Origin of the sequence: Pseudomonas sp. R76, from assembly GCF_009834565.1 — a bacterium.
Lineage (GTDB): Bacteria > Pseudomonadota > Gammaproteobacteria > Pseudomonadales > Pseudomonadaceae > Aquipseudomonas.
The window spans coordinates 3,788,080-3,808,276 of record NZ_CP019428.1 but is presented as its reverse complement, the minus strand read 5'-3'; the positions used below and the strand labels follow the sequence as shown (position 1 = coordinate 3,808,276).

Genomic DNA, 20,197 nt, shown 5'->3' with positions numbered 1-20,197 from the left:
GTGAGTCAGGCTTATTTGGGATAACCCGCCCGCTTCATTTCACGCTCGGTGGTGGTCTGCGCGGCGGTCAAGGCTTGATCCACCGTTTGCTGACCGGTCAGCGCGCCCGAGAAGAACTTGCCGACCTGGGTACCAATCGCCTGGAATTCAGGAATGGTCACCAGCTGGATACCGATATACGGCACCGGCTTGAGCGTCGGTTTGGTCGGGTCGGCAACCTTCAGCGATTCCAGCGTCACCTTGGCGAACGGCGCGGCCTTCATGTACTCATCGCTGTAGGTCGACTTGCGCGTGCCTGGCGGTACGTTGGCAATGCCGTCGGTTTTAGCCACGAGCTGGCTGTATTCCTTGGACGTTGCCCAACTGGTGAACACCTTGGCGGCGTCCTTGGCCTTGGAACTGGTCGGGATCGCCAGGCTCCAGGAGTACAGCCACGAGGTGCCCTTGTCGGTTTTCTCGTGCGGGGCGAAGGTGAAGCCGACATGGTCGGCGACCTTGCTTTGAGTCTTGTCGGTGACAAACGAGCCGGCGACGCTGGCGTCGACCCAGATCGCGCACTTGCCGCTGTTGAACAGCGCCAGGTTTTCGTTGAAACCGTTGCTGGAAGCGCCCGGCGGGCCGGATTTCTTCATGTTGTCGACGTAGAAGTTCAGTGCGTCCTTCCACTCAGGGCCGTTGAATTCCGGCTGCCACTTCTCATCGAACCAGCGCGCCCCGTAGCCGTTGGCCAGGGTGGTGATCAGCGCCATGTTCTCACCCCAACCGGCTTTGCCGCGCAGGCACAGGCCGTATTGCTCTTTGGTCTTGTCGGTGAGTTTTGCCGCGAATTCGCCGATCTGGGTCCAGGTCGGGTGCTCGGGCATGCTCAGCCCGGCGTCCTTGAACAGGTCGGTGCGGTAATAGGTGATCGAGCTTTCGGCATAGAACGGCAGAGCGTACAGCGAGCCTTTGACGGACAAACCGTCGCGCACTGAAGGGAACACGTCGTCGAGGTCGTAGGACGCCGGCAGATCCTTCATCGGTTCCAGCCAGCCCTTTGCGCCCCACAGTGCAGCTTCGTACATGCCGATGGTCAGCACGTCGAACTGTCCGCCCTGGGTGGCGATGTCGGTGGTCAGGCGTTGGCGCAGCACGTTTTCTTCGAGCACCACCCAGTTCAGCTTGATCTCCGGATGCTCGGTCTCGAAGGTTTTCGAGAGCTTCTGCATGCGGATCATGTCGCTGTTGTTGACGGTGGCAATGGTCAGGGTTTGCGCGCCAAGGCTGACGGCGCTGAGGGTCATACACGTACAGGCAAGCAGAGCTTTTGCTGTGAACTTCATCGCGCACTCCATTTCCGCGCCCAGGGGCTACAGAAGGACAGTTATTGTTGTTGTGTCTTCCTACGAGCAGTCAGGAAGAGTGTGCGTTGATTACAGCCTTCAAATGGGGTTATGACAAATCCTTGGGCGCACTGGGACTGATACTTTTTTGCACTCTTCAAACCCCGCAGTAGTCGCTCCAAACAGCTACTGCGGGTGGCAGACGGGCTGGATCAACGGGCGCGGTCGAGTAATTCCTGGGTCATGGCTTTGTCGAACACGCCCTTGCCTGTGCCTTCAATCAACTTGAAGGTGCCATCCGGGTTGATGTCAACCCCCGAAGAGCTGGCGATAGTGGCTTCGACGCCCGGCTTCGTGAGGATATCCAGCAGCGGTTTTTCGCCCTGGTGCGTTTGCCCCAATATATCCCCCAACCCTGACGTAGAGCTTGAATTGACACCGGCTACGAATATCACCTTTCCGCCATTGGCCAACGACTCATTCAGCCTCTGCAGTTCTTCGTAAGCGTCTTGGCGTTCTAAAGCGAACGCCAGATAGCTACCTTTCAGGTGCATCAACGTGCGGTTTTGATACACCCCGTCTTTCAGATCAGTCAGCACCGCGAGTGCGGAGCAATCCGTCAAGCTGCGAGTCTCCAGTACGGTGCGCGCGTCTTCAACGGTATGCGAGTAACCCATCTCTACTTCAATTGGCTTTACCGGCACAGGTTTGATTTTCGGTTTACCAAAGGTGCGCGGTTGATAGTCGACCCTGGTTTTATAGATCAGAGGCTTTTCGTCACTGCCGATATTTACCTCAATCTCTGCGCCGTCATCTTTGCGGACATTAAATTGGATATCACGCCCAGCAAGCCTGTGGTTCAGTTCTGTTTCGGCCAGGCGGTGGACGTCACGGACACTGAGGTTTGGATAGTTTTCCTGGTAATACGCCGCGGCGTTTTCGTAGATTTTGAATGGATCTTCATCGTCAACGCCGTAGTAGTCTGTAATGATTTCCTGCTCAAAACCTTTAACACGCACGTTCGTGCGTGCACTCAGTTCCGCCGCAAGGGACTGTTCACCCCCGCTGGCGGAGTAGCAGGTTAATAGCCGCACGTCCTTATAGTCTCGAATGTCTATGCCACGCGCCAACAACTCCTGGTCAATATCTTCTGCCCCGTAACGTTTGCCATCTTCTCCTTCGATGCGTGTAGGTTGTCCACTCGGCGGTTTCTTACCGTGGCCAATGATGTTGAGGCGTGGCTTGCCGTTGTAGGTGTCCTCAAAGACTTGAATGTCGCCGGCAATGGGTTTGATATTCGCTGGCCCCCCGAGGACTATGCGGTTATTCGAGGGTGGAGTGGGTGCTGCCACGTCATCCACCAACAGGCTGCGGCCGGGAACGGCAGTCACCAACGGGCCGCGGCCGATTACAGGCCTGGCTGACTGGGCAGTGGATGGCTCGGGCTGTGACCGGATCTTGAAATGGGCCAATAAGGACGCCAGGTTGACCAACAGATCGGCCAGCGCCGCGTCTTTGCCCTGCGAGCGCTCATCACTCAGAACCTCCAGGTCATTGATAACGCCCCCTGCCTGCAGCACATAGCCGAGTACGGCGCCGGGGCCGCGCAGTGCCGGCAGTACTGAATTGAGTAACAGGAACCCCCCGGTCTTGAGAGTCGCCCAGCGGCTTTCTGCGTCGGATGTCGATTGTTGCTCGGCCAGGCTGATCAAATTTTGCGCATTGGCCTGGTACAGGTGCTCCAGCAACTTCCCTTCCTGCAGCGTTTGCTCCAGTCGGGTATCCATGGCCAAGGGGATGGTCTCGTTGTAGGGAATGGACCCAAAATTCAACCCGAAGGCCACGAAGTTAGGGTGTGTAGTACCTTTACCGCTGTAGGTCTCTCGCGCTTTTGCTTCAGCAAACCAGGGGATGATATAGCTTTGCAGCTCGCCTGGCGTCTGTATGGCTTCCAGCAGGGCCTGGCGACTAGGATGTTGCAGGAGTGGGGCATTGCCGTTGAGCGGGCGATAGACAACCGTCGGGCCTTGGCCGTCCTTGCGTTCGATCAAGTAGGCACTTTCGACCACATCGATTTTACCGTCACTCTTGTTATCAAAGGCCAGCGGTCGGATGACGATTTCGTTCCCATCGACCATCCTGGGGCCTGTGCCCGGCTTGAATATCTCCTGCACATACCGGACCCCCGTATTGTCGAAACCGGCTTCGCCCTTGATGCCAAGTTCCAGCGCCTTGAGCTGTATCTCGATGGGTACTTGCTGGACAAACAGTGATCGGCGTTCCGCCATTTCGGCAGGGTTGTCGAGTAGCTTTTCCTTGAGTAAAGCGGGGTAGGTTTTACCAATGTCGAGGTCAGTAATCACCTGCTGGAGTGCCCCGTGTTTCTCGAGTGCGGGCACCCTGAAGGTGACTTCTCTGCCGTTTTCATCCTTGACCCGCTTGGAGACTTCCAGCGTGCCACTCGGTAAGCCCGACAGGTTATTAATCAGCACTTCAGTCAGGCTCTCATTTTTGTAATAGCTACTGCCAGAAGCCGTCGGCCCGTAACCCATTTGGAAGACCACACTCAGATCCTTGGCGTGGTGCCGCGTCAGCTTTTGGCTTTCGGGCAACCGGTCAAATTGCTCTTGCGCAAACGTGCCGATGTCTGGGATGCCGCTGTTATACGCACGGCCTTTGTTACGTTGTATGAAGCTTGCCAGCCCCTGGCTGAGCTCGTGCAGCACAAAACGTTGCGCTTCGTCGGCATTATTCATCCAGTCGGGCAGCTTGGTGCTGGTTTGCGTCGGGTTGTCTGGGCCAAAGGTTGGTGGCGGGTTGAACAGGCTGTCGCCTTGATGCTTTTTAATGAGGGTGTTGGCCTGGGTGTCGAACATATTGTCGGTCAGTGCTGCATGGACATGCCCGGCTTTTTCGACGTCATCCCAGGAGTCGTAGGGGGTGATTTTTCCACTGGGCTCCACGAGCAAGAGAATGTCGCGGTTTGATTGCGACAGGTATCGATGAATCAGCATGTTCGGCGTAGAAACGCCCAAGGTATAGACGGTGGCACCCGATGAATTGCGGTCAAGTGGCGCGGGCCGCGTCGAGCCTTCGGGATGCCTCACGACCATGTCCACGGTTTTACGTTGTTCCTCATCCAGGCCGGGCTGCTGCATGCTGGCCAGTTGCAGGTTGCTGCGCAGAATATGACTGATCAACGTACGCCGGCTGTCGGGGAAGACGCTGTCGGCGTTGGTCGGCGAGCTGAACGCCAGTTCGTCCCAATACTTGCGCGAATCAGCCTCGTAGGCTGAGTTCAGAAGGCCCGGCAGCGCCCCTATGACAGCGCTCACGGCTGACAAATCGAGGAGCAGCGGCACCTCGGGATCGTTGCCGGTGTGGGCAAATAAATCCGGGCGAGTGTCAAACTCTCTGTCGGTGCTGGTGAAGTTCGGGGCCTCGCCGCCGGCCAGGTAGTCCAAGGCAAGCGCCATCAATTGTGTTCGCTTAACGTTCCCTGGGTTGTCCGGGTCGGGTGTTTCAATGGCGAGCTGGTTGACGTCTACGTCCAGTGACGGGGCTGCCTGTTTTATCCGCTCGCCGAGCAATCGCGCGACCACCGAGTACAGGTTGGGTTCGCCGGCAAACTGACGGCGTGCAATCGCAGCCACGGGGTTGAGGGCGGCGGTGGGCGTTTGCGTTGGGGCGGCAGGTACCTCAGTGGCGCTTGGGTTTTCGAGCCTCTGGATGGCAGCTTGTTGCTTTGCCTGGACCGCGCGCAAGTGTTCATCGGTTGGCGGATTGATTTTGTTCAAGGCGCGAAAGCCATCGCGAGTGAGCCTTGACGCGTGTGTAAGGGTGCCCACCAACGTAAGGTCGCTGGGGGCCGGCTCAGCGTAAAACTCACTTATCTCGGCGAGGCTGATCTGCGCGTCTTTGCCAGGCGGCACCTGCGCGTTACGCAGGTGTTGCCCCAGGGTTGAGTATTCAGGTATTTCCGAGAATGAAAAGCCAGTGCGCGGGCCTTTGCCGTATGCCGCCATTTCGGGCCGCCGGCTCAACAAGGCACCGCTGTACATTCTGGCCATTTCCCGATCTGCGTCCTCAACCCACGGTTTGGGCGTGCGCTGCGATGGGGAGAGAAGCTCGGGTTTTAATGCGATTTCCCCGGCAAAATCGTCTATCGCTTCGCGTTGGCGCTCTCGGATGCGCGAATAAGTCGCAGGGTTGAACTCGGGTGCCTTGGAGTCAGGCTCACGCAGCGAGTCGAAGGTGAGGTGATGTTGCTGCTCGGTGATCAAGCGGAGCGCGTTCGCCTGTGTGCCGTCTTGGCGCACGTCGTAGAAGTTGCCGATTACATCGGTCTCGGCACGGTTTGCGCCGGTATACAGAACCGATGATTTAGGCGGCGAGTTGAACGCTCGAGCGGCGGCGGTAACGGCAGCCGTGGCCTGCTCATAGCCTTCATCATAGGTGGTGAAAGAGGCACGTTTGCCGTTTGCAATGCAATCAATAACCCAGCCTGACTGCGTGTTTATTTTGAGTGTTGAAGTGTCAATTTTGTGTTTGCTTGCGAAACTTGCAAAAGGTTCGCTTTGAATCGCATGGGTAAGCTGAGCCCAGGCTCTACCGAACGTTGAGACCGGAGGAAAATCGGAAATAACCGAGCTCTGCACCGGCAGAGACTTGGAAGTGGGTTTAGTCATCACTTCATCCATCATTGCAGCGCTATGCAAAGAGGAGAGGGCGGCGTCGCCTGCTCTGATCAGCGTGGTGGCGGCTTTTTTTGTTTCCAGATCCACCACCGAACTGGCGCGTTTGGGCCGTGCATGCTCAATAGAGGATATTTCGGACTGGGTTTGAGTGGCGGGTGTAAAAGAGGGGAGCAGGCTATAGCGTAAGGGTTCGATTTTCATCAGAGTATCTTCCTGGGCGGTACGACAGCTGACTTATAGGCTGTAGTTTTAAGTGCGTACTTGGCGAATACGCGTCTTGGAAACTTATCGTTTAACCGTAGGATGATTGGTTTTAAGAGGGTAGAAGTTCACCTCCTGGTATTGCAGGGTGTGAGGTGGGGCAGGCAATGGGTTCGGTAGGATGCAGCGCGGTGAGGCACGGGTTCACCCACAATCAGGGGAAAAGCCCTGCCGTTCAAGCGCAGTGACTGTTTCCCCTTTGGGTCAGGCAAGGCCTGCCCATTCGTTCCAATCTGATGTGACTGGCTTACTGTGGCGTTGACTTGGCCGCTTTAACCGCTTGCACCAGCGTTTCAAGTGGCGACGGTGGTGCGTCGTATCTCTTACCGAGTAAAGAAATTTGATGGGAGAGTGCTGCGGGGAAGCCTAGGCCACTGTTCAACTGTCTAATTTTGGTCAATAAGGAATCGCGATTCTTTTTCTCCCATTGGTGTTCTGGCGCCTGATATTGGGCGGGCATGCTTTCTTTGTAAAAGTCCATGACCTCTTCCAACGTTGCCTTGGTTTTTTTGTGAATCCGGCTGAATGAAGAGCCCTCAGGAATGTTGTCGAGCATGAGTGGTGACTCGTGCTTTCCCATACCTGGAAGCAATTTTGCCAGTGCTTGCGCGCACAGCGCTTGCAACGCCTGATCGGGGGTTTTGAATCTAGGGACGCCACCTTTAGGTTCGAACGTGGCAAGAAGCGCGTTGAGCGGTTCCTCCTCAAGCTGCTCAATGCGTTGCACGGCCGCCTGTTGGAGCTGCTTGATGGGCGTATCGCGTGGGTCGTTACTGCTTAAACTCGGGAACGTCTGTTCGCGTAACAGTTGGCCGATGGCGGCCGTCATGGAATCGCTGTTGGTGGTGTCCACAGGCAAGCCGTAGAACTGGGCCATGGTAGCGATCGATGTCACATCTGATTCGTAGGCTAAGTAGCCTATCCCAACGGGAGGGTTGAGCGCGTCCTGGTAAGGCCCCACGAGGTCTTTGGCGGCGGCGATAACGGCTGCCGTAGCGGCTTTTGATTCGGCGCTTGCGTTCGCATCCCAGGTCCTGGGTGGTTTGCCGCTAAAATTGGTAATCGTTCCATTGGGGTGAACGACCATGTCGTCCAGATTGATATTGTTTTTTTCGGCATAGGACTTGAACGGTTCCGATACCACGGCTTGATCGAACTTGGCCCACAACCGGCCGAAGGTCGATTCAGGCATAACATTCGCAATTTTATCCCAGCGTGTTGGATTACCGGAGTCAACCGCTTGCCGCAGGTCCATCAACCTTCTGGCGACACTACTGGCCTGTTCATGGTCAGCGTGTTTAACCACCGAATCGGCGAACGTGTGCATCAGTGCAGTGCTTGGCGGTTTCCGCGGATCCAGGCGCAGGCGCAACAAGCTATTGAGCGCGCCCGATGCGGCGGCGGTTTGGTCAGAGGGTTTTGCCTGATCCTGTATTGGCGGATTGGGCGCGCTTGGCGGGTTGGGGGTGTGTTCCCGCTGATTGAGCGGCTGCTTCGGCTCGGCAGGTTGCGGGGTGGGGGCAATAATGGGTTGTGGCAGGCCATTGATCATGGGGTGTCCTTTTGCTCTAGCGTTAATGAGGGGCAGCACCCGTCGATTGAAATCGGGCGATGCCTTCGCTGAGTGGCAGGGACAGAAAGAGGGTTCCTGTGGGTGCGTGGGAAGGGTGCCGTTTTGGCCGGGGATTTACGTTCGAGGTGTGTCGCCGCTGTCAGGCTTAAGCCAGATTTTGTTCGGTCAGCCGCTGCACCGCCAGACGCCGGTAGTGGGAAGGCGTCATGCCCTTGAGTTGTTGAAAGCGCCGGTTGAAGTTGGAGATATTGTTGAACCCGGACTCGAAGCACACGTCGGTCACCGCCTTGTCGCCGTCCGCCAGCAATTCGCAGGACTTGCTGATGCGCAGGCGATTCACAAACTCGATAAACGTGCGGCCGGTAGCCTGTTTGAACACACGGGAAAAATAGGTCGGCTTCATGCCCAGGTATTCAGCGACCTCTTCCAGCGACAGCTCGCGAGCGTAATGGGCAAATATGTAGTCCACTGCGCGGTTGGTGCGATCAATACTGTGTTCATCGGCCAATTGCGGCGTGGTCACGCCGGACAACAACTGGTAGTCCTCACACGCGCTCAATACTTCCAGCAGAATAAAAAAGTGCCCCAGGCGCGCCATGCCTTGGGCGTCTTCGATGCGTTGCATCAAGGTCATGGCTTGGGCGATGGTTTTTTTGCAGCGAAATTCGATGCCGTATTGCGCGCGTTCCAGCAGCGGCGCCAGGGTCTTGAGTTCGGTGAAGATCTGGCTGCCGCCCTCAAACAACTCGTCGGTAAAATTCACCAGCATGTCGCGCTTGGGCACCACTTCATCTTCCTCTACCTGGCTGATCCAGTTGTGGGGCAGGTTAGGGCCGGTGAGGAACAGGCTTTGCGGGTAGAAGTTGCCGATGTAGTCGCCGATAAACACCTTGCCTGCGCTGGCGACGATCAAGTGCAGCTCGTATTCCTTGTGGAAGTGCCAGCGCACCAACGGGCAGGGGAAGCCGTGTTGGCGATAAATGATGGACAGACCGTTGTGATCGTCCATCAGCTCGTAGGAAGGGTCGGTGATTCGCGTTGCTCGGGTCATGCTGCCGTCGCTTTATTGTGGTTGCTGCGTAGGATAATGCCCCCTTGCGCGCGACCTCGCCAGCGCCGGTGTTTATACGCTGCGGTTTTTCGCCTCGATCCACTGCGACATGTACTGCGTACTCTTGTGCGCGTGATGTCGCAGCATGCTGCCGATGAAGTTGTCCCGGCGATGGGCGGCAAGATTACGGCGGCACTGCTCCAGGCATTCAATCAGCGCCGGGCCGTGGATCGCGTGGTCGTAGCGACGGGCAAGCAACTGGCGGCCGTCTTCCTGGGCCTGGGCCCAGCGAATCGGGTCCTGATACAACGCCACGGCAGCGGCGGCCAGCGCCTGGGCGCTGTGCTCGATTGCACCCGGCCACGGCTGCTCATCGCCCATGCCTTCGGCGCCAATCGGGGTGGTGATGTTCGGCGTGCCGCAGAGCATGGCATCCGCCAGTTTGCCCTTGATGCCGGCACCAAAACGCAGCGGCGCCAGGCAGATACGCGCGGCGCTCATCACCTGCAACGCGTCTTCGGCCCAGTTCATGATGTGAAAACCCTGGGCGGGGTTGTGCAGGGCAGTGGCCTTGGGCGGCGTGTAGGAACCGTAGATATGCAGTTGGGCGCCGGGCAATTGCTGGCGGATCAACGGCCAGAGGCTGTTTTTCATCCATAACACTGCGTCCCAGTTGGGCGCGTGGCGGAAATTGCCGATGCTGAGAAAGTGTGCACGGTCTTCAAAGGGTGCGAAGGCCTCGGCCGGTGGCGTCAGCATCAGCGGGCACCAGTGGAGCAGGGCGGCGGGCACCTTGAACTGTTCGGTGAGCAGCCGGGCTTCGACGTCGGAGATCATCAAGTTGATGTCGCAGCGTAAAATCGCCGCGATCTCGCGCTTGGCCACGTCCGTGTCGGCCATCAACTGGAATTCTTCCACCAGCGCCGGGGCGAACAGTGCGCTGAAGTCGTCGCTGTGAGGGTGTGCCTTGAGATGCTCCTTGAGGCGCTGCTGGCGCGCGTCGCGCAGGCTTTGCAGGTCGCAGGTCTCCAGCACACGCAGGGCGTCGGGGCAGTGTTTTTCGACGCGCCAGCCGAACTGTTCCTCCATCATGAAACGGTCGAACAGCACGATATCCGGGGCCAGCTCGCGGATAAAATCATCGAAGCTGCTGTTATTGAGTTCGATGGCGCACTCATGGATGCCCAGTGCCGGCAAGTCGGCCTTGTGTTCGCCAACGGTCGCGGGGCTTGCGAAGGTAACGTCCCAACCTTGTGTCAGAAACGTCTCAAGAATCTGCATCATGTGCCCGCCGGCGGCCGAGGAGCGGGGTTCCGGCCAGACATAACCAATGACCAGGACTTTAGTGGCGGGCTGATTCATCAACAACGGATTCCTTGAGGGCTGGGTGAAAAGCGCGCAATTAAACCATAGCCGCCGTTAACAAGGCGCCGGCAGGACAATTTACGTTCGGCCATAGGTAGCCACGGCAGTTTGTGGTTAACTTCTGCCTCTCGAATTCGTTTTAATCAAACCCAGCATAAGGATTCCGTTCATGGCTCAAGTCACCCTTCGTGGTAACCCTGTCCAGGTTGAAGGCGAATTGCCGAAAACCGGTTCCACCGCCCCAGAGTTCGCCCTGACCACCGTTGATCTGTCCGAAGCAACTCTGGAAACCTTCGCCGGCAAGCGCAAAGTGTTGAACATCTTCCCAAGCGTTGACACCCCAACCTGCGCGACCTCGGTACGCAAGTTCAACGCCCAGGCCAACGACGTCAACAACACCGTCGTGCTGTGCATCTCCTCCGACCTGCCGTTTGCCCAGAAGCGTTTCTGCGGCACCGAAGGTCTGGACAACGTGCTGAGCCTGTCGGATTTCCGCAACGCCGACTTCGCCGTTGACTACGGTGTGTCTATCGCTGAAGGCCCGCTGCAGGGCCTGACCGCCCGTGCCGTGGTAGTACTGGACGAACACAACAAAGTGCTGCACAGCGAACTGGTCAGCGAAATCGGTCAAGAGCCGAACTACGAAGCAGCCCTGGCTGTTTTGAAGTAACTGTTTCAGCGCATTACTGTCTTTTCGCAGTAACACGCTTGATAGATGATTGCGGCCTGGCCTAGTCCAGGCCGTTTTCATTTGGCGTCAGCGGTTTAGCGAAATAGCGGACGGACTAAGCTCAGAAGTTAAAAGTTGTAAGTCCAAGGTAAATAGCCGGTAAAGGCGCTTTTCTTAATGCGCCCCAGTGCTTATCTTTCAGCCTCCCAAAGTAGAGGCTCTCGCGCCCAATGGTTGATCACTCCATGCAATCCTCCCCCCGCAACTCCCGCCGCTGGCTGTTCGGCCTGATCGTGCTGCTGGTTATCGCCGGCCTGTGCTGGAAATTCTGGCCTGGCAGCCATAAGGATGCCGCCGAGAAGAAACCGGCCGGGCACGCCGGTAAGTCGGGGATGATGCGCCCGGGTTTCGGTGGCTCTACCGGCCCGATTCCGGTGCGTGTGGCGCCGGCGGTTACGGGTGAGTTCCCGGTGTACTACAAGGCGTTGGGCACGGTGACCGCGCTCAACACCATCAATGTACGCAGCCGGGTCGGCGGTGAGCTGGTGAAGATCGCCTTTGAAGAAGGGCAGATGGTCAAGGCCGGCGACCTGCTGGCGGAAATCGACCCGCGCAGCTACCAGAACGCCTTGCTCCAGGCCCAGGGCACGCTGATGCAGAACCAGGCGCAGTTGAAAAACGCCCAGGTCGATGTGCAGCGTTACCGCGACCTGTATGCCCAGGACAGTATTGCCAAGCAGACCCTGGACACCGCCGAAGCGCTGGTCCTGCAATACCAGGGCACGGTCAAGACCAACCAGGGTGCGGTGGACGATGCCAAGCTCAACCTCGAATTCACCAAGATCCGTGCGCCGATCAGCGGCCGCGTTGGCCTGCGCCAGGTCGACGTCGGCAACCTGGTGGCTGCCAACGACACCACCTTCCTGGCGGTGATCACCCAGACCCAGCCGATCAGCGTGGTCTTCACCCTGCCGGAAAATACGCTCGACACCGTGCTCACCCGTTACCACGCCGGCAACAAGCTGCCGGTGGAAGCCTGGGACCGTGGCGACGCGAAGATACAGGCCGTCGGTGTGCTGCAGAGCCTGGACAACCAGATCGACGTGACCACCGGCACCCTGAAATTCAAGGGCCGTTTCGATAACAAGGACCAGGCGCTGTTCCCCAACCAGTTCGTCAACGTGCACCTGCTCGCCGACACCTTGCACAACGTGGTGCTGGCGCCGTCCGCTGCAATCCAGTTCGGCAACAACGGCACCTTTGTCTACAAGCTCGATGGCGACAAGAAGGTCAAGGTCCAGCCGCTGGTAGTCGGCGATACCGATGGCGACAACACCGTGATCAAGGAAGGCCTGGCCGCCGGCGACCGCGTGGTACTGGAAGGCACCGACCGCTTGAAGGACGGCAGCGACATCGAAGTGGTCAACGACAGCAGCGAAGTGCCGACCACGCCGACCGAACACCTGCAAGGCAAGCCCGCCGCAAAAGGGGAGACCGGCGCTAACGCCGGCAAGGCGCAAAAGGTCGGGTCATGAACCTGTCGCGGCTGTTTATCCTTCGCCCGGTTGCCACCACGCTGAGCATGCTGGCCATTGTCTTGGCCGGTATCATTTCCTATCGCTTGCTGCCGGTTTCGGCCTTGCCCCAGGTGGATTACCCGACCATCCGGGTGATGACCCTGTACCCCGGCGCCAGCCCGGACGTGATGACCAGCGCGGTGACGGCGCCGCTTGAGCGTCAGTTCGGGCAAATGCCCGGTCTGACCCAGATGGCGTCCACCAGCTCGGGCGGCGCGTCGGTGCTCACGCTGCGGTTCAACCTCGACATCAATATGGATGTCGCCGAGCAACAGGTGCAGGCCGCGATCAACGCCGCGACCAACCTGCTGCCCAAGGATTTACCGGCGCCGCCGGTGTACAACAAGGTCAACCCGGCAGACACCCCGGTATTGACCCTGGCGATTACCTCCAAGACCATGTTGCTGCCCAAGTTGAATGACTTGGTGGACACGCGCATGGCGCAAAAAATCGCGCAGATCAGTGGCGTCGGCATGGTCAGCATCGCCGGTGGCCAGCGCCAGGCCGTGCGCATCAAGGTCAACCCCGAGGCCCTGGCCGCCAATGGCTTGAACCTGTCGGACGTGCGCACCTTGATCGCGGCGTCCAACGTCAACCAGCCCAAGGGCAACTTCGACGGCCCGACGCGGGTGTCGATGCTCGACGCCAACGACCAGTTGGTTTCGCCCCAGCAATACGCCGAATTGATCCTGGCCTACAACAACGGCGCACCGTTGCGCCTTAAAGACGTGGCACAGATTGTCGACGGCGCCGAAAACGAGCGGCTCGCCGCCTGGGCCAATGAAAACCAGGCCGTGCTGCTGAATATCCAGCGCCAGCCGGGCGCCAACGTGATTGAGGTGGTCGACCGCATCAAGGCGTTGCTGCCAAGCATCACCGACAACCTGCCGGCCGGTCTGGACGTGACGGTGCTCACCGACCGTACCCAGACCATCCGCGCGTCGGTCACCGATGTGCAACACGAATTGCTCATCGCCATCGCCTTGGTGGTGATGGTGACGTTCCTGTTCCTGCGCCGTGTCAGCGCGACCATCATTCCGTCGATTGCCGTACCGCTGTCGCTGATCGGCACCTTTGGCGTGATGTACCTGGCGGGTTTCTCCATCAACAACCTGACGCTGATGGCCCTGACCATCGCCACCGGGTTTGTGGTGGACGATGCCATCGTGATGCTGGAGAACATTTCGCGGTACATCGAGGAGGGCGAGACGCCGCTCAATGCTGCGCTCAAGGGCGCCAAGCAGATCGGCTTTACCCTGATTTCCCTGACCTTGTCGCTGATCGCGGTATTGATCCCGCTGCTGTTCATGGCGGACGTGGTCGGGCGGCTGTTCCGCGAGTTCGCCATCACCCTGGCGGTGGCGATTCTGATTTCCCTGGTGGTCTCGCTGACCCTGACGCCAATGATGTGCGCGCGGTTGCTCAAGCGTGAACCCAAGGAAGAAGACCAGAGCCGCTTCTACAAGGCCAGCGGCGCCTGGATCGACTGGTTGATCGCGCGTTACGCAAGCATGTTGCAGTGGGTGCTCAAGCACCAGCCGCTGACCTTGCTGGTGGCTATCGCGACCCTGGGCCTGACCGTGGTGCTGTATCTGGTGGTGCCCAAGGGCTTTTTCCCGGTGCAGGACACCGGCGTGATCCAGGGTATTTCCGAGGCGCCGCAGTCGATTTCGTTTGCGGCCATGAGCCAGCGTCAACAGGAGTTGGCCAAGGTCATCCTGGCTGACCCGGCGGTGGAAAGCCTGTCGTCCTATATTGGCGTGGATGGCGATAACGCCACCCTCAACAGCGGGCGTTTGTTGATCAACCTCAAGGCCCACGGCCAGCGCGACTTGAGCGCGGCCCAGGTGATTACGCGGCTGCAGCCACAAATCGACAAGCTGGTGGGTATTCGCCTGTTCATGCAGCCGGTGCAGGACCTGACCATCGAAGACCGCGTGAGTCGCACCCAGTACCAGTTCAGCATGTCGTCGCCCGACGCCGAGTTGCTGGCGCTGTGGAGCGACAAACTGGTACACGCCCTCAGCCGGTTGCCGGAACTCACCGACGTCGCCAGCGACCTGCAGGACAAAGGCCTGCAAGTGTTCCTGGTGATCGACCGTGATGCGGCTTCGCGCCTGGGCGTGAGTGTGTCGACCATCACCGATGCGCTGTACGACGCTTTCGGCCAACGGCAGATTTCCACCATCTACACCCAGGCCAGCCAGTACCGCGTGGTGCTGCAGGCCCAGTCCGGTGAAACCCTCGGGCCCGCTGCGCTGAACCAGATTCATGTGAAAACCACCGACGGCGGCCAGGTGCGCCTGTCGAGCCTGGCCCATGTGGAGCAGCGCCAGGCGCAGTTGGCGATTGCGCACATCGGCCAGTTCCCGGCGGTGATGATGTCGTTCAACCTGGCCCCCGGCGTCGCGCTGGGCAAAGGCGTGAAGCTGATCAACCAGACCCAGAAAGACATCGGCATGCCGGTTGGCGTGCAGACCCAGTTCCAGGGCGCGGCGCAGGCATTTGAGGCGTCGCTGTCGAGCACCTTGCTGCTGATCCTGGCGGCGGTGGTGACCATGTACATCGTGCTCGGCGTGCTCTACGAGAGTTATATCCACCCGATCACCATCCTCTCGACCTTGCCGTCGGCAGCGGTGGGCGCCTTGCTGGCGTTGCTGCTCAGCGGCAATGACCTGGGCATGATCGCGATCATCGGCATCATCCTGCTGATCGGTATCGTGAAGAAGAACGCGATCATGATGATCGACTTCGCCCTCGACGCCGAACGCAACCAGGGCCTCGACCCGCAGACGGCGATCTATCAAGCCGCGCTGTTGCGTTTCCGGCCCATCCTGATGACCACCCTGGCAGCCTTGTTCGGTGCGGTGCCGCTGATGTTGGCCACCGGCTCCGGCGCCGAGTTGCGCCAGCCGTTGGGCCTGGTGATGGTCGGCGGGTTGCTGGTGAGCCAGGTACTGACCCTGTTCACGACGCCAGTGATCTACCTGTACTTCGACCGTTTGGGCCGTCGTTGGCGCAAAGAGCCGCAAAGCCTGGAGCCGGTTGAGTCATGAACCTGTCCGGACCGTTCATTCGCCGGCCGGTAGCGACCATGCTGCTGAGCCTGGCGATCATGCTGCTCGGTGGCGTCAGCTTCAATTTGCTGCCGGTGTCGCCGCTGCCGCAGATCGACTTCCCGGTAATCGTAGTGTCGGCCAGCTTGCCCGGTGCCAGCCCAGAAGTGATGGCGTCCACCGTGGCCACGCCGCTGGAGCGTTCGTTCGGCGCGATTTCCGGCATCACCACCATGAGCAGTTCATCGAGCCAGGGCTCGACGCGGGTGATCCTGGCGTTCGACTCCGACCGTGATATCAACGGCGCGGCCCGCGAAGTGCAGGCAGCCATCAACGCCTCGCGCAACCTGCTGCCCAGCGGCATGCGCAGCATGCCGACCTACAAGAAGATCAACCCGTCCCAGGCACCGATCATGGTGCTGTCGCTGACCTCCGACGTGCTGCAAAAGGGCGAGTTGTACGACTTGGCCTCGACCATCCTTTCGCAGAGCCTGTCCCAGGTGCCGGGCGTGGGTGAAGTGCAGATCGGCGGCAGCTCCTTGCCGGCGGTACGCATCGAGCTGGAGCCCAAGGCCCTCGACCAGTACGGCGTGGCCCTCGACGACGTGCGCAACACCATCGCCAACGCCAACCAGCGCCGGCCCAAAGGCTCTCTTGAAGACAGCGAGCGCAACTGGCAGATCCAGGCCAACGACCAACTGGAAAAGGCCAAGGATTACGAGCCGCTGCTGATTCGTTACCAGAACGGCGCCGCCTTGCGCCTGGGCGACGTGGCCAAGATCAGCGACGGCGTGGAAGACCGCTATAACAGCGGCTTTTTCAACAATGACGCGGCGGTGCTGCTGGTGATCAACCGCCAGTCCGGCGCCAACATCATCGAGACGGTCCGGCAGATCAAGGCACAGTTGCCGGCGTTACAGGCGGTGTTGCCGTCCAGCGTCAAGCTCAACCTGGCCATGGACCGTTCGCCAGTGATCACCGCCACCTTGCATGAAGCCGAGATGACCTTGCTGATTGCCGTGGCCCTGGTGGTGCTGGTGGTGTACCTGTTCCTGGGCAACTTCCGCGCGTCCCTGATCCCGACCCTGGCGGTGCCGGTGTCGCTGGTGGGCACCTTTGCGGTGATGTACCTGTTCGGCTTCTCGTTGAACAACTTCTCGCTGATGGCGCTGATCCTGGCCACCGGCCTGGTGGTGGACGATGCCATCGTGGTGCTGGAGAACATTTCCCGACACATCGACGATGGCGTGCCGCCGATGAAGGCGGCCTACCTGGGGGCGCAGGAAGTCGGCTTTACCTTGTTGTCGATGAACGTGTCGCTGGTGGCGGTGTTCCTGTCCATCCTGTTTATGGGCGGTATCGTTACCAACCTGTTCCGCGAGTTTTCCATCACCTTGTCGGCGGCGATCATCGTCTCGCTGATCGTGTCGCTGACCTTGACCCCGATGCTTTGCGCGCGCTGGCTCAAGCCGCACGTCAAAGGCCGCATGACCGGTTTGCAGCGCTGGAGCCACAGAATCAACGAGCGCATGGTCGCGGTCTACGCGACCAGCCTGGACTGGGTACTGCGCCATCGGCGCCTGACCCTGCTGAGCCTGTTGCTCACCGTGGGCGTGAACATCGCGCTGTACGTGGTGGTGCCGAAAACCTTCATGCCGCAGCAGGACACCGGCCAGTTGATCGGTTTTGTGCGCGGTGATGACGGGCTGTCATTCAACGTGATGCAGCCAAAGATGGAGACCTTCCGCAAGGCGGTGCTCAAGGACCCGGCGGTGCTCAGCGTGGCCGGCTTTATTGGCGGCAACAACGGCACCAACAACGCCGTGATGCTGGTGCGCCTCAAGCCGATCGCCGAGCGTAAGCTCTCGGCCCAGGCGGTGATCGAGCGCATCCGCAAGGAAGTGCCGCTGGTGCCGGGCGGGCGTCTGTTCCTGATGGCCGACCAGGACCTGCAATTTGGCGGCAGCCGCGACCAGACCAGTGCGCAGTATTCGTACATTCTGCAAAGCGGCGACCTGGCGGCGTTGCGCCTGTGGTATCCGAAAGTGGTCGCTGCCTTGCGCGAATTGCCGGAGCTGACCGCCATCGACGCGCGCGAAGGCCGTGGTGCGGCGCAGGTGACGCTGGTGGTCGACCGCGACCAGGCCAAGCGCCTGGGCATCGACATGAGCATGGTCACGGCAGTGCTGAACAACGCCTACAGCCAGCGGCAGATTTCGACCATCTATGACAGCCTCAACCAATACCAGGTGGTGATGGAGGTCAACCCGAAATACGCCCAGGACCCGATTACCCTGAACCAGATGCAGGTGATTACCTCCACCGGTGCGCGGGTGCCGTTGTCGACCATTGCCCATTACGAAAACAGCCTGGCTGACGATCGCGTCAGCCATGAAGGCCAATTCGCCTCGGAAAACATTGCCTTCGACATGTCGCCCGGGGTGACGGTAGAGCAGGGCACGGCCGCCATCGAACGGGCGATTGCCAAGGTGGGCTTGCCTGAAGATGTGATCGCCAAAATGGCCGGCACCGCCGATGCGTTTGCGGCAACCCAGAAAGGCCAGCCGTTCATGATCCTCGGCGCGCTGGTGGCGGTGTACCTGGTGCTGGGCATTCTGTATGAAAGCTACATTCACCCGCTGACCATTCTTTCGACCTTGCCGTCGGCCGGTGTCGGCGCGTTGCTCTCGATCTACCTGCTGGGCGGCGAGTTCAGCCTGATCTCGTTGCTGGGGCTGTTCCTGCTGATCGGGGTGGTGAAGAAGAACGCGATCCTGATGATCGACCTGGCGCTGCAGTTGGAGCGCCACGACGGCATGAGCCCGCTGGAATCGATTCGCAGCGCCTGCCTGTTGCGGCTGCGCCCGATCCTGATGACCACGCTCGCCGCCATCCTCGGCGCCTTGCCGTTGCTGCTCGGCTCGGGCGACGGCGCAGAAATGCGCCAGCCCCTGGGCCTGACCATTATCGGCGGCCTGGTGTTCAGCCAGATCCTGACCCTTTACACCACCCCGGTGGTTTACCTCTATCTTGACCGCGCGCGCCACCGCTTCAACGCTTGGCGCGGTGTGCGTACCGATGCTGCCTTGGACACTGCACTATGACCGATTCAACGCTTGCCAAATTGGCCATGAGCATGCCCCGTGGCTCCCGTGTCGCCAGCCTGGTGCTGTGTGGGGCTTTGCTCAGCGCTTGCGCCATCGGCCCCGATTACAAACGGCCGGACGTGATCGAACCGGCGCAGTTCAAGGAGGCCCAGGGCTGGACTCAGGCGACACCCAGTGATTCGCTGGCGCGTGGCGCCTGGTGGGAGTTGTACGGCGATCGCCAGTTGAATGACCTGGTCACGCGTCTGAACACTTCCAACCAGACCGTGGCCCAGGCCGAAGCACGTTTTCGCCAGGCCCAGGCCCAGGTGCGCAGCGCGCGCGGTGCATTTTTCCCCACGGTGGACCTGAGCGCCGGGAAAACCCGCGCCAGCCAAGGCACGGGCAGCAGTAACGCGAGCCTCAGCAGTTCCAGCAGCGGTATCCGCGACACCCTCAACGCGCAATTGGGCGTGAGTTGGGAGGCGGATGTGTGGGGCAAATTGCGCCGTGGTCTGGAAGCCAATGAAGCCACGGCCGAGGCCAGCTCGGCGGACCTGGCGGCGATGCGTTTGAGCCAGCAATCGGAACTGGTGCAGGACTATCTGCAACTGCGGGTCATGGATGAACAGACCCGGTTGTTGCAGGCCACGCTGGACACCTATCAGCGCTCGCTGAAAATGACTGAAAACCAATACCGCGCCGGCGTCTCCGGCAAAGACGCGATTGCCCAGGCGCAAACCCAGCTCAAGACCACCCAGGCGAGCCTGATCGATCTGATCTGGCAGCGGGCCCAGTTGGAGAACGCGATTGCGGTGTTGATCGGTGAGGCACCGGCCAATTTCAACTTGGCGGTGAGCAAGGACATCCCGGCGTTGCCACAGATTCCTGTGAGCCTGCCGTCGCAATTGCTGGAACGTCGTCCGGACATCGCCTCGGCTGAGCGTTCGGTGATTGCCGCGAACGCGAATATCGGTGTGGCCAAGGCGGCTTATTATCCGGATTTGACCTTGAGTTTGGCGGGTGGGTATTCCAGCAGCACCTATGCCGATTGGATCAGCTTGCCGAATCGCTTCTGGTCGGTGGGGCCGAAGTTGGCGATGACCTTGTTCGACGGCGGGCAGCGGTCGGCGGAGGTTGATCGGACGGTGGCGTCCTACGATGAGACGGTGGCGAAGTATCGCCAGACGGTGCTGGATGGTTTCCGTGAAGTGGAAAACTACATGGTGCAGTTGAAGGTACTGGAAGATGAGGCGGTGGTGAGCAATGAAGCCTTGGAGGCGGCGCGGGAGTCGCTGCGGTTGACCGAAAACCAGTACAAGGCGGGGCTGATTGCTTATCTGGATGTGGTGACGGTGCAGGCGACGGCGCTGAGTAACGAGCGCACGGTGCTGACGTTGCTGCAGACACGGTTGGTGGCGAGTGTGCAGTTGATTGCAGCGTTGGGTGGTGGTTGGGATGGGCAGACTGCTCTGGCGCAGAAGAAATGACCGAGTGCCTATCGACCTGAGTGGTTGAAGCAAAAGCAGGGCAAGCACA

The 20,197-nt window shown here is 59.6% G+C and carries 10 protein-coding genes; 5 read left to right on the top strand and 5 right to left on the bottom strand.

Translation table 11 applies throughout. From position 1 onward, the window contains the following. Positions 1-11 precede the first annotated feature (11 nt). From PspR76_RS16975 to PspR76_RS16955, 5 genes are all read right to left on the bottom strand, one after another. Positions 12-1,322 (bottom strand): ABC transporter substrate-binding protein, encoded by a 1,311-nt coding sequence (locus PspR76_RS16975; protein WP_159957075.1) that lies wholly within the window; start codon positions 1,320-1,322, stop codon positions 12-14. A 212-nt stretch (positions 1,323-1,534) separates the two neighbouring features. Beyond that, positions 1,535-6,220 (bottom strand): dermonecrotic toxin domain-containing protein, encoded by a 4,686-nt coding sequence (locus PspR76_RS16970; protein WP_159957073.1) that lies wholly within the window; start codon positions 6,218-6,220, stop codon positions 1,535-1,537. 307 nt (positions 6,221-6,527) lie between these two features. Further along, positions 6,528-7,832 carry a hypothetical protein gene (locus PspR76_RS16965; protein WP_159957071.1) on the bottom strand — a complete coding sequence of 435 codons (1,305 nt, stop codon included), beginning with the start codon at positions 7,830-7,832 and terminating at the stop codon, positions 6,528-6,530. A 166-nt stretch (positions 7,833-7,998) separates the two neighbouring features. Next, a complete protein-coding gene (locus tag PspR76_RS16960; protein WP_159957069.1) occupies positions 7,999-8,904 on the bottom strand; it encodes an AraC family transcriptional regulator in 906 nt (301 codons plus the stop codon). A gap of 72 nt (positions 8,905-8,976) precedes the next feature. Continuing rightward, positions 8,977-10,266 (bottom strand): glycosyltransferase, encoded by a 1,290-nt coding sequence (locus PspR76_RS16955; protein ID WP_159957067.1) that lies wholly within the window; start codon positions 10,264-10,266, stop codon positions 8,977-8,979. A 172-nt stretch (positions 10,267-10,438) separates the two neighbouring features. Between PspR76_RS16955 and tpx the strand changes: the two genes are divergently transcribed. From tpx to PspR76_RS16930, 5 genes are all read left to right on the top strand, one after another. After that, positions 10,439-10,939: a thiol peroxidase gene (gene tpx / locus PspR76_RS16950; protein WP_159957065.1), complete on the top strand. Its 501-nt coding sequence runs from the start codon at positions 10,439-10,441 to the stop codon at positions 10,937-10,939. Positions 10,940-11,169: 230 nt separating this feature from the next. Then, positions 11,170-12,474 carry an MdtA/MuxA family multidrug efflux RND transporter periplasmic adaptor subunit gene (locus PspR76_RS16945; protein ID WP_159957063.1) on the top strand — a complete coding sequence of 435 codons (1,305 nt, stop codon included), beginning with the start codon at positions 11,170-11,172 and terminating at the stop codon, positions 12,472-12,474. Further along, entirely contained in the window at positions 12,471-15,572 is a 3,102-nt protein-coding gene (locus tag PspR76_RS16940) for an MdtB/MuxB family multidrug efflux RND transporter permease subunit (RefSeq protein ID WP_159957061.1), read from the top strand. The genes PspR76_RS16945 and PspR76_RS16940 overlap by 4 nt, the downstream gene beginning before the upstream one ends. Further along, on the top strand, positions 15,569-18,676 hold the full coding sequence (locus PspR76_RS16935) for an efflux RND transporter permease subunit (RefSeq protein WP_159957059.1): 3,108 nt from the start codon (positions 15,569-15,571) through the stop codon (positions 18,674-18,676). The genes PspR76_RS16940 and PspR76_RS16935 overlap by 4 nt, the downstream gene beginning before the upstream one ends. Continuing rightward, entirely contained in the window at positions 18,673-20,148 is a 1,476-nt protein-coding gene (locus PspR76_RS16930) for an efflux transporter outer membrane subunit (RefSeq protein WP_159957057.1), read from the top strand. The genes PspR76_RS16935 and PspR76_RS16930 overlap by 4 nt, the downstream gene beginning before the upstream one ends. Positions 20,149-20,197 lie beyond the last annotated feature (49 nt).